The sequence below is a fragment of the Marinomonas sp. UCMA 3892 genome (assembly GCF_012726345.1).
Taxonomy (GTDB): domain Bacteria; phylum Pseudomonadota; class Gammaproteobacteria; order Pseudomonadales; family Marinomonadaceae; genus Marinomonas.
Genome location: NZ_PTXN01000002.1, coordinates 163,792 through 177,864 on the forward strand (window position 1 = coordinate 163,792; position 14,073 = coordinate 177,864).

Genomic DNA, 14,073 nt, shown 5'->3' on the forward strand with positions numbered 1-14,073 from the left:
TAATGTATAATCACAAACCTTATTTTTTCATCAGTAATGAAGCGCAAATGACACTCAAGTCTTATCTCGCCTTAATCACAATTTCGACTATTACCATTATTGTGTTAGCAGTTGGTGTGGTGCTAGGTTATTCCCTGCAAAAAACCTATCTAGATAGTATTAGCCAACGAGGCATAGAATTAGGCCGTGTCATCGCACACAATGAAAAAGTGATTCAAGCCGTAGAATTAAGCAATCAAGGCAAAACAAGCGACATTCAAACTTACATAGAAACTCTTCGTGCTCAAACCGATGCCTCTTATATTGTTGTTGTTAATAAAGACTCTATTCGCTTAAGCCACCCAGAACCAGAAAAAGTGGGTAAACACTTTGTCGGTGATGATATACACCAAGCTCTAAACCAAGGTAAAGATTACACAAAAGTTGCCGTTGGTACGCTAGGACAAGCGATTCGAAATTCAGTCACCATCCGAAAAGATGGTCAAATTATTGGGGCCATAAGTATTGGTTATTTATCCCAGCCCACCAGCGAATTAATCTTCAAGCATTTGCAAGAAGCAGGACTACTAGTCGGCTTTGTTTATCTTCTTGGTGTTGTTATTGCTGTTTTTTTGATTCTAAAACTTAAACGGACTTTTTTAAGCTTAGAACCGGAAGAAATTGTTCAAAAATTCAAAGAGCATGAACTTATTTTAGACAGCATTCGAGATGGTATTGTGGCTATTGACCATGAGCAAAACATTACTGCAATTAACAGTATGGCAATTGAATGGTTAACCATGAATGTGCTCAGCGCATCGCAAGTTGTTAGCAAACCATTAAGCGAACAATCACAAAGCCTTTCTCACTTTGCATTAGAAGCCAAAGGACAAATAACACAAAACCGATTTAATTTAGGTAAGCTAGAATTCATTGCAACCCTGTACCCTATTAAAGGAAAAAAGGGCGAGGTAGGTTACGTTATTGTATTTTTTCCTGATCATGGGGAAAAATCACTAGAACAAGAACTAACAGCAACAAAAAACTATGCCGACTTGTTACGCGCTAAAACTCACGAATATTCCAACCACTTAAATGTATTATCCGGCATGTTACAAGCGGAACGTTATGAGGATGCCATCGAGTTTCTTCAGGAAGAAAGTGACGGCGATCAAATCGTACTAAGACAAATTATTAAAACTATTGAAAACAGTGCTGTGGCAGGACTAATTTTCGCCAAGTACAATAAGGCCAAAGACTTAAAAGTCGATATGCTGATCGAAAGCGATTGCCAGCTTGGTCGATACCCCTCAAAAACCAATGAAGCATTGGTCACACTAGTAGGAAACCTAATAGACAATGCCTTGCTGGCCGCTTGGAGCAACAGATTACTTACACCACCATTTGTTAAGCTGTATATTAGTGACCGAAATGCCCACATCATGATTCAAATCGAAGACAGCGGTGCTGGTGTAGATGAGAAACTGGAAAGCCGAATACTGGACTTTGGTGTCAGCAGCAAACACAACACTGAACAACATGGTATTGGGCTTTATTTAGTCAAAAAAGTTGTCGATCAATATCACGGCAGCCTTGATTGGGAACGCAGTGAGATTAATACCACTGTGTTTAGTATTTACTTAGACAAACGAGCGCTAACAAGATGAATCGCATTCCGGTCATGATTGTGGAAGATGATCTACGTGCTAGCTACGTATTAGAAAACACCATCAACCAACATACAGACTTTTATGTCGCCGCCGCTTGCGAAAGCCAGCTAGAAGCAGAGCTAAAAGCAGAGGCTTTTGACCCCGAACTCATTATGGTCGATATTTCCCTACCTGATGGGAGCGGTATTGATCTAATAAAATCATTAAAAAGCAAAGGCATCAAAGCCGCTTTCATAATGACTACCGCGGAAAGAGAGACGACCACTATCGAAAAAGCTATTCAGCTTGGCGTGATGGATTACCTGGTAAAACCCATTAGAATGTCCCGCGTGTTACAGGCCCTTGACGATTATTTAGACTTCAAAAAACGCCTTACCAAAAATGATAAAATTGATCAGCAAGATATAGACGCCCTATTTAGAAAAAGCGCGTCACTCGATGGTAGCCGAAAAACACCTAAAGGTATTGATGAAAATACCTTAGATAAACTCACCCAATATCTAGAAACCATAAACAATGACAGTCCATTCACTGCAGAAGACATTGGTGAAGCAATCAATCTTAGCCGCATTACCGCCAGACGCTATCTTGAGTACTTAGAAGCCCAAGGCCAAGTAAGCATGACCCTAGATTACAAAACCGGTGGCAGACCAAAGCAACGCTATACTAAGATGGTTTAATTAGTGGTGATTCAACTAATTCATTTTTTTAGGCAACTTTTCCGGCGTAAAGCCGTGCCCAAAAAGGTTATTTTTATTGGCATAGATTATCTGTGCTTTTCCTTGTCGAAATCCTTGCTCGACAACAACAAATACGCAGAACAACCTATTGAGATTATCGCGTTTATTGACGATGAGCCTTGGAATAATCGCACTCAAGTTCACGGCGTAACCGTCTTTTCACCAAGCGAAATATCTGCGCTAGTTCTAAAGCATAAGATTGATTTGATTATACAAATACACGGGGAATCTATCAGTATTGCAGAAAACATTTGGGTAGGTATTTTAAAAACTAAGGCAAGTCTAGTTACACTAGAACAAACTCAAGACTTGGCTACTATACAAAACCTAGTATATCAAGCCTGTGCCAATTCAAATAACACAAAGTCATCAAACTAAAAGATCCATTTTTTAGTTTGATGACTTCTATTAATAAGCTAGAGCGAGACGCTCATTCGGCATACTGATTGCTGTTTTAAGTGACTGAACAGAAGACATTGCCACTACATTTAATTGATCTGAGTAAACATCACTCGGCAGTTTAATATCATTACGCTGTGCCATCACAGTTTTAAACTTCTCAACATCTATTGAATCTGGACCATTCTTGATCGAATTCAACTCATCCTCCGTCAAGCTTGCCATGCCGCCACCTGGCAGATAAATAGCACCTGTAATGAAATCGACACCAAACGCCACGACACCAGGAACAAAGAAAAACAACAGTCCAATAGCATCTAATGCAGCAACACCTACATCGATTTGACCATTTGTTTGACCACGACGCTCTGGGTAAAGCAAAGTACCACACGCTGTCACTTGGGTAATAAGCAGCGCAGCTGCAATGCCTCGCGCCAAATGAGTAAAGCCTAGATTTTTCTTTAAACCAGTCATACTTATTCCTTATTAGTGATTGTTACGATTACCACTCTATATCGAAACACTTATAAAGCACAAACTAAGCCACCTTTATTTCACAATGCTTTCGCCCTAAACAGATGAAATTTGCTCGTTGAGCTTATCAACAATATAGCCTCCAATAGGAAATGCACTAGTAGCAGCTGGAGATGGTGCATTGCAGACATGTAGTGTTCTTGCGCTATTAGCAAATAGAAAGTCATGCACCAAACTACCGTCATTCATAACAGCTTGCGCTCGAATTCCAGCAGGATAAGCTTGCAGGTCATCTAAAGAAACAAGATCACAATACTTTCGGACTTGAGCTAAATAGCCGGGCTTATACCAAGAGTTTTTTGTCTCTACCAACCCAGTTCGCCAATGACTTTTTAATAGCTTCCAGAAACCTGGAAAACGTACCATATCGAAAATGTCACGCAAATCAATATTGATCCGGCCGTACCCTTCTCGCTTCCATCCCTGCACTGCATTAGGCCCAACCGTCACTGAACCATCAATCATTCGAGTAAGGTGCACACCTAAAAATGGCAAATCTGGATCAGGAATCGGGTAAATTAGATGATTAACAATCTGATTGTGTTTCGCCGGTAATTGATAATACTCACCACGAAAAGGAATGATCTGAAAATCGGTTGGGATATTCAGCATTTTAGTTAAACGATCAGCCATAAGACCACCACAGCTCACAAGATAAGATGTATGAACAACATCGTTATTCAGTGTGATCGCAACACGTTCATGACTTTCATCTAAACCCATCACTTCGGTACATAAACGCAGTTCTCCACCTTTCTCCACAAAAAGCTCAGCCAGCTTTTGACAAATTTTCTGATAACTAACAATCCCGGTGGAAGGAACAAACAAGGCAGCAACCCCCTTCACATTTGGCTCACGCTCTTTTAGCTGAGCTTGGTCTAACTTGTGCACTTCCAGGCCATTATCCTGACAACGCAAGTACAAGGCTTCCATACGCTCTTCTTCAAGCGCATTCGTCGCAACCAACAACTTACCGCATTCGTCGAACTCAATATCATGCTGGAGACAAAAAGCCTTAGTCGCTTTTGCTCCACGCTGACAAAAGTCAGCCTTAAGACTACCTGGCGCATAATACACACCCGCATGAATGACCCCAGAATTGTGCCCTGTTTGATGCACCCCTACTTCGGATTCTTTTTCGACCAATAAAATGCGATATTTAGGATAACGCTGAAGCAACTGCCACGCAGTAGATAGACCAACAATACCTGCACCAATGACAGTAATGTCATAAATTGATTTTTTTAATTCATTACTCATCACCCAATCCTTTTTATTTTTTTAAAAAACACCTGTCTAAACTCAGGCCAGAAACAAGTTATAGAAACAACCTTAACTTAAATGAAATTTCTTTAAAAAGCCTGATCTATCTTTTTCATACCAATCAATACATTGCCGACAAACACACATCTTGTCTTTTTGCTCTGAAGAAAGCAGCGCTAACATTTCCCTAGGAACGATGATATTAAAGCACCAACAAGGTTCAATATTGGCAACACCGCATGCATTATCACTCAAACAAAAGGGACACATCATAATTGACACCTATGTAGGCAAAAAAAATCCCTGCCGGAGCAGGGATTTTATAATCAGTCACACTTTAGAAAAACGACTTACCAGCCAGTGATTTCTTTAAGTGCAGAACCGATGTCCGCTAGAGAGCGAACAGTTTTAACACCAGCGTCTTGTAGAGCTGCGAATTTCTCATCAGCTGTACCTTTACCACCAGAAATGATCGCACCAGCGTGACCCATACGCTTACCAGCAGGTGCAGTTACACCAGCAATGTAAGAAACAACAGGTTTAGTCACGTTTGCTTTGATGTAAGCAGCCGCTTCTTCTTCAGCAGTACCACCAATTTCACCGATCATAACAATCGCTTCAGTTTGTGGATCGTTTTGGAACATTTCCAATACGTCGATGAAGTTAGTACCAGGGATTGGGTCACCACCGATACCTACGCAAGTAGATTGACCGAAACCAGCGTCAGTAGTTTGCTTAACAGCTTCATAAGTCAAAGTACCAGAACGAGATACGATACCTACTTTACCTGGCATGTGGATGTGACCAGGCATGATACCGATCTTACATTCACCTGGTGTGATAACACCTGGGCAGTTAGGGCCGATTAGACGTACGCCTAGCTCGTCACATTTAACTTTACAGTCAAGCATATCAAGAGTCGGAACACCTTCAGTGATACAAACGATTAGTTTGATACCAGAATTTGCCGCTTCAAGGATAGAATCTTTGCAGAAAGGAGCTGGAACATAGATAACAGACGCTTCCGCACCTGTTTGTTCAACGGCTTCTTTAACAGTGTTAAAAACTGGTAGACCTAGGTGAGTTTGACCACCTTTACCAGGAGTAACACCACCAACCATTTTCGTTCCGTATGCAATCGCTTGCTCAGAGTGGAACGTACCTTGTCCGCCAGTGAAACCCTGACAGATTACTTTAGTATCTTTATTAATTAAAACAGACATTATTATTTGCCCTCCGCAGCTTTAACAACTTGTTCAGCCGCGTCTTTTAGACTTGTTGCAGCGATGATGTCTAGACCAGAATTTGCAAGAACTTCACGGCCTTTCTCTGCGTTAGTACCTTCAAGACGAACAACAACAGGCACGTTAACGCCTACTTGCTCTACCGCACCGATAATACCTTCAGCGATCATATCGCAACGTACAATACCACCGAAGATGTTAACCAATACCGCTTTAACATTGCTGTCAGAAAGGATGATTTTGAATGCTTCAGCAACACGTTCTTTAGTCGCACCGCCACCTACGTCTAGGAAGTTAGCAGGTTTGCCGCCGTGTAGGTTAACGATGTCCATAGTACCCATTGCTAGGCCGGCACCGTTTACCATGCAGCCAACGTTTCCGTCTAGAGCTACATAGTTAAGTTCCCATTTAGCTGCATGCGCTTCACGCTCATCTTCTTGAGATGGATCGTGAAACTCTTGCATTTTCTTCTGACGGTAAACAGCGTTGCTGTCGATACCAATTTTGCCATCTAGACAGTGAAGATTACCTTCATCAGTGATTACTAGAGGGTTGATTTCAAGAAGTGCGAAATCGTAATCGTGGAACATTTGAGACAAACCAAGGAACACTTTAGTGAATTGCTTGATTTGAGTTGGGTTAAGACCCAATTTAAATGCCAATTCACGAGCTTGGTAAGGTTGAGCGCCAACTAAAGGATCAATGATCGCTTTGTGAATAAGTTCTGGAGTTTCTTCAGCAACTTTCTCAATTTCAACACCGCCCTCTGTAGACGCCATGAAAACAACGCGACGGGTTGAACGGTCAACTACTGCACCTAGGTACAATTCGTTTGCAATGTCAGTGCATGATTCAACAAGAATCTTAGCAACAGGCTGACCATTTGCATCTGTTTGATAAGTAACAAGATTCTTACCTAACCAATTTTGTGTGAAAGCTGCAACTTCTTCATAAGAATCAACAAGTTTTACACCACCTGCTTTACCGCGACCACCAGCGTGAACCTGAGCTTTAACAACCCACTTGTTACCACCAATTTTCTTTGCCGCTTCAACTGCCGCTTCAGGCGTGTCTACTGCGTATCCTGTAGATACTGGCAGGCCGTATTCAGCAAAAAGCTGTTTAGCCTGATATTCATGTAAGTTCATTTGATTCTTCCGCTCATCTGAATGATTGACATAAGCTCTGTCCGCTAAGACAGAAATTGCCGGCTCAAAGCCGGCAAATCTAATTTATTAACGCTTTTTACGGTTTGCGATATGGATCGCGTGGTTATCTACCGCTAGCGCTGCTTCATGAACTGCTTCACTTACTGTTGGGTGAGCAAAGACAGTCAAAGCAATATCTTCTGCTGTAGAACCGAATTCCATTGCAATAACTGCTTGTGCAATCAGATCAGCCGCATGACCACCAATAATATGGCAACCTAGAATACGGTCAGTCTCTTCACAAGCAATCATTTTAACGAAACCATCAGTGTCGTTAGCCGCCATAGCACGACCAGACGCTGCAAATGGGAATTTACCCACTTTATATTTAACACCCTCTGCTTTTAACTCTTGCTCATTTTTACCAACCCAAGCTAATTCTGGGTGAGTATAAATAACAGATGGAATGCAGTCATAATTCATTTGTGCTTTATGGCCAGCGATAATATCTGCAACCATCACACCTTCTTCTGACGCTTTGTGAGCCAACATAGGGCCACGTACAATATCACCAATAGCGTATACACCAGGTACTGAAGTACGACATTGCTCATCAACAAAGACAAAACCGCGTTCATCCAGTTTCACACCAGAGTCTTCAGAGAAACAACCTTGAGTGAATGGCTTACGACCAACAGCAACAATCAACTTGTCAAATGTTTGCTTCTGCTCTTCACCTTTTGCATCAAGGTAAGTTACTTCAACTTCTTCACCATTGATTTGGCTGCCAGTAACACGAGCACCAAGACGAATATCAAGATGCTGCTTCTTGAAGATCTTAGCCGCTTCTTTTGCAAGATCTTGGTCGCAAAGACTTAGGAAAGAATCTTGCGCTTCAAGCACAACAACTTCAGAACCTAAACGAGCCCATACAGAACCAAGCTCTAGACCGATAACGCCAGCACCAATTACGCCAAGACGTTTTGGTACAGCACGGAAATCAAGAGCACCTTCGTTATCAACGATGATATCGCCAGTACGAGGAGCCGGTGGAATGTTAACTGGCACAGAACCCGTTGCTAAAATAACGTTTTCTGTTTCAAGAACTGTTACCGTTCCGTCATGCGCAGTGAATTCTACTTTTTTATTCGCTAGAACTTTACCAAAGCCTTCAAAGCTAGTTACGCCATTTGCTTTGAAAAGACCAGTGATACCACTTGTCAATTGATCTACGATTTTGTCTTTACGATCAACCATAGTATCAACATTCATAGCAACATCTTTCATACTAATACCATGAACGCCAAAAGCGTCTTTTGCGTCATGGTATTTTTGTGAAGAATCTAACAAAGCTTTAGAAGGAATACAGCCAACGTTCAAACAAGTTCCGCCAAGGCGCGGCTTGCTATCTTTGTCTAACCATTTTTCGATACAGGCTGTTTTCAAACCTAACTGAGCAGCTCGGATAGCGGCTACATAACCGCCAGGGCCGCCACCAATTACAACAACATCAAATTTATCAGACATAAGAGGTCCCATTTTTCAGTCAAGCTGAGCAGCACATACAGTGCCACTCAGCATTCAATTCATACAAAATATTTGGTACGAATACTTAGATTTCAAGTAAAAGACGTGCTGGGTCTTCAAGCAAGTCTTTGATCGTTACCAAGAATTGTACGGCTTCTTTGCCATCAATCATACGGTGATCATAAGACAAGGCCAAATACATCATTGGCTGAATCACAACTTGACCATTCACAGCCATTGGGCGCTCTTGGATTTTGTGCATACCCAAGATACCTGTTTGTGGTGGATTAATGATTGGAGTAGATAGCAAAGAACCGAAAGTACCACCATTAGTAATAGTGAAAGTACCACCTTGCATGTCATCCATACCTAGCTTGCCATCACGACCACGAAGTGCGAAGTCCATGATTGCTGACTCGATATCCGCAAGACCCATTGCTTCAGTGTTACGAAGAACAGGAACCATCAAACCACGATCAGTAGAAACAGCAACACCGATATCTTGGTAGCCATGGTAAACCATGTCGTTGCCATCGATAGATGCGTTTACAGCAGGGAAACGCTTAAGCGCTTCAGTTGCTGCTTTCACGAAGAAAGACATGAAACCAAGTTTAGTACCGTTATGAGCTTTCATGAACTCATCTTTGTACTTTTTACGAAGTTCCATGATTGGCCCCATGTTCACTTCGTTGTAAGTCGTCAATAGAGCTGCAGTTTGCTGAGCATCAACCAAACGCTTAGCAATAGTCGCGCGTAGACGAGTCATAGGAACACGTTTTTCAATGCGTCCTTCAGCGCCTAGTGCTGCCATTGGTGCTGCGGCAGCTTTAGGAGCTGGGGCAGAAGCTGCTTTTGCTGGTGCAGCTGCAGGAGCTGATGCTTTTGCTTTCACTGCTGCATCAACGTCTTCTTTAGTAATACGACCGCCTTTGCCTGTACCCTTTACTTGAGCGACAGTTAGACCCGCTTCAGACAGAGCTTTACGAGCTGCAGGACCTGCAACACCATCTTCATCAGCATCTGTAGAAGATGCAGATTCTGCTTGAGCAGCTGGCGCCGCTTCAGAGCCAGATGCACCTACCAAGAAGTTAGCAAGAACTTCATCGCTAAGAACTGTTTCGCCTTCGTTTTTCAAGATTTCGCCGATCACGCCATCAGCAGGCGCCACAACTTCTAGAACAACCTTATCGGTTTCGATATCAACAATATGATCATCACGTGTACAAGCTTCACCTGGCTGTTTGTACCAAGTAGCAACCGTACCATCAGCAACAGATTCAGGGAAAGTTGGTGCTTTAATTTGAACGGTTTCTTTTGAAGAAGCGGCAGCCGCAGGAGCTGCTGCTTTTTCAGCTGGAGCAGCAGAAGCGGCCGCACCAGATTCAAAAATTGCCAAAACTTCATCGCTCAATACGATGTCGCCTTCCGCTTTTAAAATTTCTTTTAGCACACCATCAGCAGGTGCAACGACTTCTAAGACAACTTTATCTGTCTCGATATCTACAATGTGCTCATCACGTGCACAGGCTTCGCCTGGCTGTTTGTACCAAGTAGCAACGGTACCGTCTGCTACAGATTCTGGAAAAGTAGGTGCTTTAATTTCAATGCTCATTTTATACCCTTATCTCTCTGACAGGCTATGGTACTAACCAACTAATGCGTCGTTGACCAGCGCTTCTTGTTCTTCAACATGGATTGACATGTAACCAGCCGCTGGTGCAGCAGACGAAATTCGACCTGCAAAGCGGATTTTCAAATCTGGATACAGTTTTTCCAATACTCGATTCATACGGTGACGATTGGCATGCCAAGCACCTTGGTTTTTCGGCTCTTCTTGACACCAAACCAAACTCTCAACATTTTTGTACTGTTCTAACTCAGACTCAAGGTCAGCGTATGGGAACGGGTACAATTGCTCCAAACGGATCACTGCAACATCATCTTTTTGCAATTCTTCACGACGGTTGATCAAGTCAAAATACACTTTACCGCTACAAAGGATAATGCGTTTCACTTTATCCGCTGCAATCATATCAGATGATTCTGGTAGAACCGTTTTGAAGCTTCCTTCCGCCAAATCTTCTAGAGTTGAAATCGCTTGTTTATGACGTAACAAACTCTTAGGAGACATAATAATCAGCGGACGACGCATAGGACGAATCGCTTGACGACGAAGAATGTGGAAGATTTGTGATGGTGTTGTCGGTACACAAACCTGAATATTGTATTCTGCACAAAGCTGCAAGAAGCGCTCTAGACGTGCAGATGAATGCTCAGGACCTTGACCTTCATAACCGTGTGGCAACAACATGGTCAATCCGCATAAGCGACCCCATTTGTGCTCACCACTGGTGATAAATTGATCGATTACAACCTGTGCACCGTTGGCAAAATCACCGAACTGCGCTTCCCAAATAACCAAACCTTTTGGAGCTGTGCTTGCGTAACCATATTCAAAAGCCAATACCGCTTCTTCTGAAAGGTAAGAGTCATAAAGATCTAATGTAGGCTGATCTTCAGACAAATGTTTCAGTGGAATATAAGTACTACCATCTTTTTGACTATGAATGACCGCATGACGATGCGAAAAAGTACCGCGACCAGAATCCTGACCTGTAATACGAATCGGATAGCCCTGCTCTAACAAAGTAGCGAATGCCAATGTTTCAGCATAGCCCCAGTTAAGAGGTAACGCACCTGCTGTCATTTTATCGCGATCTTGATAGATCTTTTGCACTTGACGCTGTACAACCACTCCATCTGGAACACTCGTTAATTTCTTAGCGACTTCTTGCAACTTAGCTAATGGATATGTGGTATCACCTGCATCAGTCCATTCAACACCAAGATAAGGCTTCCAGTCGACAAATGAACCAGTCTGAGATTCAAGGACAAGACTTTTCGCAACATGACGACCGTTATCTAAGTCTTCACGGTTTTCCGCAACCATCTGATCTGACTTTTCTTGAGTCACAACAGACTCGTTAACTAGGCGTTCAGAATATAATGTCCGAGTGGTTTTAAGACTATTAATCACGCTATACATTAGCGGCTGAGTACCAGAAGGCTCATCAGTCTCATTGTGACCACGACGACGGTAACAAACCATGTCGATAACCACATCACGACCAAATTCGTAACGGTAATCCAAAGCCAACTGAGTAACAAATAACACAGCTTCTGGATCATCGCCATTCACGTGGAAGATCGGCGCCTGAATCATTTTTGCAACATCCGTTGCATATTCAGTAGAACGAGAATCTTCTTGACGGTTAGTTGTAAAACCTACTTGGTTGTTGATAACGATGTGAACTGTACCACCTGTACGGTAAGCACGAGTTTGAGACATCTGGAATGTCTCCATAACCACACCTTGACCAGCAAACGCAGCATCACCATGAATCGAAATAGGTACAACAGTTTTACCTGTCGTGTCTTTACGACGATCTTGGCGAGCACGCACCGAACCTTCCACTACAGGAGAAACGATTTCTAGGTGAGATGGGTTAAAAGATAGCGCGATATGTACTTCGCCACCCGCTGTCATCACATTTGAAGAGAAACCTTGGTGGTATTTAACGTCGCCTGAAGTATTAACTAGTTTTTTACCTTCAAACTCGTCAAACAAGTCTTTTGGGTTTTTACCTAGCGTATTAACCAATACGTTTAGACGGCCACGGTGAGCCATACCGATCACAACTTCTTTAGCACCAAGTGCGCCAGAACGTTGAATCAATTCATTCACCATAGGGATCAAGCTCTCGCCACCCTCAAGCCCAAAACGTTTTGCACCAGGGTAACGGCTAGCAAGATATTTCTCTAAGCCTTCAGCCGCAGTCAATCGCTCAAGTAGATTTTCGCGAGTTTCTTGTGAGTATTCTGGACGAGAACGAACAGATTCTACACGCTGTTGAAGCCACGCTTTTTCTTGCGTATCAACAATGTGCATGAATTCATAACCTATGCTTCCGCAATAAGTTTTTTCCAATTCGGATACAATTTCACTTAACTTAAGAGAGTCTTTATTAAAGAACAAAGAACCTACATTAAATTTTGTATCTAAGTCAGCACCTGTTAATTGGTGGTAACCAATATCTAGGTCGGCAACTTTCTCACGTTTTTGCAATCCAAGCGGATCAAGTGTTGCATGTTGATGCCCGCGTACGCGATAAGCATTAATCAACTGCAAGACATTAATTTGTTTCTGTTCATGCTCAGAACTAGCCACTTTACCTGTAGAAACAGGCATAGAGCGAAACTTGTTCTTACCAATCTGTAGAAACTGCTCTTGAATCACGGAATGAGGAAGATCAGTTGATTGCGCTTCACTTACGCGAGGCAATTGATCAAAACATTTACGCCATTCTTCCGACACTGAGTTCGGATCGACGAGGTAGCTTTCAAACAACCCTTCAACATATTCCAAGTTTCCACCTGAAAAGTGAGAGGTGCTCCACAGCAACTCCATTAAACTTTCGTGCATTCTCGATCACCCTTATGTTCGAGCCAGCTACCGGGGTCCCGGTATCAACCTATGATTAAGGTCGATCATTTTATCAGGCCCGTAAGGCTATTAAAGCCTCGATTTTTTGTTAATTTCCAGCTACTTTCGCCCTTTTACGCTCAATACTAAGCCACTAAAAGCGTTTTATTTAATTAAACAAAACCCCTTGAATCCTTAATCACTAAGTTAGTGGCTTTTCTTTGTGCATCCTTGCTCGTAAAGATCGAATTTTAAATTCTTTTTATTGCATTCTCTATATTAGAATATGCAAAAATGGCGGCATTGAATCAATATTCAAGCCGCCTACCTTATGTGGTCACACTAACATACCATAATGAACCACTTTGAGCATTATCAGGTCGCTCTCTGCAATAGCATAGTACGAATATTACCGATTGCCTTAGTTGGATTTAACCCTTTTGGACAAACGTTGACACAGTTCATGATACCGTGACAACGGAAAACACTGAATGGGTCATCCAAATCGCTAAGACGTTCTTGAGTTGCTGTATCACGGCTATCTGCCAAGAAGCGATATGCCTGTAGCAAACCTGACGGTCCTACGAACTTATCAGGATTCCACCAGAATGATGGACAAGCAGTTGAGCAACACGCACACAAGATACACTCATAAAGACCATCAAGCTTTTCACGCTCCTCAGGGCTTTGTAAACGCTCAATTGCAGGTGCTGGAGTATCATTAAGCAAGTATGGACGAATCTTCTCATACTGCTTGTAGAACTGCCCCATATCAACAACAAGGTCACGAACAACAGGCAATCCAGGAAGTGGACGTAATACCAACTTACCTTTTTTAACTGCTTCAGAAACTGGCGTGATACAAGCTAGACCATTTTTACCTGACATATTCATACCGTCTGAGCCACACACACCTTCACGGCATGAGCGACGGTAAGAAATACTAGGATCTTGAGCCTTCAACAAGTTCAAAACATCAAGCACCATTAGGTCTTTACCTGCTGGCAACTCAATTTCATAATCCTGCATGTAAGGAGCGTCGTCCTTCTCAGGATTGTAGCGATAGATACTAACTAACATTGACAT

Annotated in this window: 11 protein-coding genes; 3 read left to right on the top strand and 8 right to left on the bottom strand. The window is 42.5% G+C overall.

The window, feature by feature from the left end:
• Positions 1-47: 47 nt before the first annotated feature.
• Genes B6N13_RS03670 through B6N13_RS03680 form a run of 3 tightly spaced genes read left to right on the top strand, consistent with a single transcriptional unit; the run spans position 48 to position 2,767 of the window.
• Positions 48-1,646 (top strand): sensor histidine kinase, encoded by a 1,599-nt coding sequence (locus B6N13_RS03670; protein ID WP_248280221.1) that lies wholly within the window; start codon positions 48-50, stop codon positions 1,644-1,646.
• A complete protein-coding gene (locus tag B6N13_RS03675; protein WP_012070480.1) occupies positions 1,643-2,329 on the top strand; it encodes a response regulator in 687 nt (228 codons plus the stop codon). The genes B6N13_RS03670 and B6N13_RS03675 overlap by 4 nt, the downstream gene beginning before the upstream one ends.
• A 54-nt stretch (positions 2,330-2,383) precedes the next feature.
• Positions 2,384-2,767: a hypothetical protein gene (locus B6N13_RS03680; RefSeq protein ID WP_348981520.1), complete on the top strand. Its 384-nt coding sequence runs from the start codon at positions 2,384-2,386 to the stop codon at positions 2,765-2,767.
• 30 nt (positions 2,768-2,797) lie between these two features.
• Here the strand turns inward: B6N13_RS03680 and B6N13_RS23165 are convergent, their stop codons facing one another.
• The 8 genes from B6N13_RS23165 to B6N13_RS03725 all read right to left on the bottom strand — a co-directional run bounded on the left by B6N13_RS23165 (position 2,798) and on the right by B6N13_RS03725 (position 14,067).
• Positions 2,798-3,262 carry a hypothetical protein gene (locus tag B6N13_RS23165; RefSeq protein WP_211172764.1) on the bottom strand — a complete coding sequence of 155 codons (465 nt, stop codon included), beginning with the start codon at positions 3,260-3,262 and terminating at the stop codon, positions 2,798-2,800.
• Positions 3,263-3,358: 96 nt separating this feature from the next.
• Positions 3,359-4,582, bottom strand: coding sequence for an L-2-hydroxyglutarate oxidase (gene lhgO, locus B6N13_RS03690; protein WP_169458536.1), 1,224 nt, complete (start codon positions 4,580-4,582; stop codon positions 3,359-3,361).
• A gap of 353 nt (positions 4,583-4,935) precedes the next feature.
• Positions 4,936-5,808: a succinate--CoA ligase subunit alpha gene (sucD, locus tag B6N13_RS03700; protein WP_012070484.1), complete on the bottom strand. Its 873-nt coding sequence runs from the start codon at positions 5,806-5,808 to the stop codon at positions 4,936-4,938.
• Positions 5,809-5,810: 2 nt separating this feature from the next.
• Positions 5,811-6,977, bottom strand: coding sequence for an ADP-forming succinate--CoA ligase subunit beta (gene sucC, locus B6N13_RS03705; protein WP_012070485.1), 1,167 nt, complete (start codon positions 6,975-6,977; stop codon positions 5,811-5,813).
• A gap of 87 nt (positions 6,978-7,064) precedes the next feature.
• Positions 7,065-8,504 (bottom strand): dihydrolipoyl dehydrogenase, encoded by a 1,440-nt coding sequence (gene lpdA / locus B6N13_RS03710; protein WP_012070486.1) that lies wholly within the window; start codon positions 8,502-8,504, stop codon positions 7,065-7,067.
• Positions 8,505-8,589: 85 nt separating this feature from the next.
• Positions 8,590-10,116 (bottom strand): 2-oxoglutarate dehydrogenase complex dihydrolipoyllysine-residue succinyltransferase, encoded by a 1,527-nt coding sequence (gene odhB / locus B6N13_RS03715; protein ID WP_169458538.1) that lies wholly within the window; start codon positions 10,114-10,116, stop codon positions 8,590-8,592.
• Positions 10,117-10,149: 33 nt separating this feature from the next.
• Positions 10,150-12,987 carry a 2-oxoglutarate dehydrogenase E1 component gene (locus B6N13_RS03720; RefSeq protein WP_169458539.1) on the bottom strand — a complete coding sequence of 946 codons (2,838 nt, stop codon included), beginning with the start codon at positions 12,985-12,987 and terminating at the stop codon, positions 10,150-10,152.
• Between the two features lie 375 nt (positions 12,988-13,362).
• Positions 13,363-14,067, bottom strand: a complete 705-nt coding sequence (locus tag B6N13_RS03725; protein WP_012070489.1) for a succinate dehydrogenase iron-sulfur subunit — start codon at positions 14,065-14,067, stop codon at positions 13,363-13,365.
• Between the last annotated feature and the right edge of the window lie 6 nt (positions 14,068-14,073).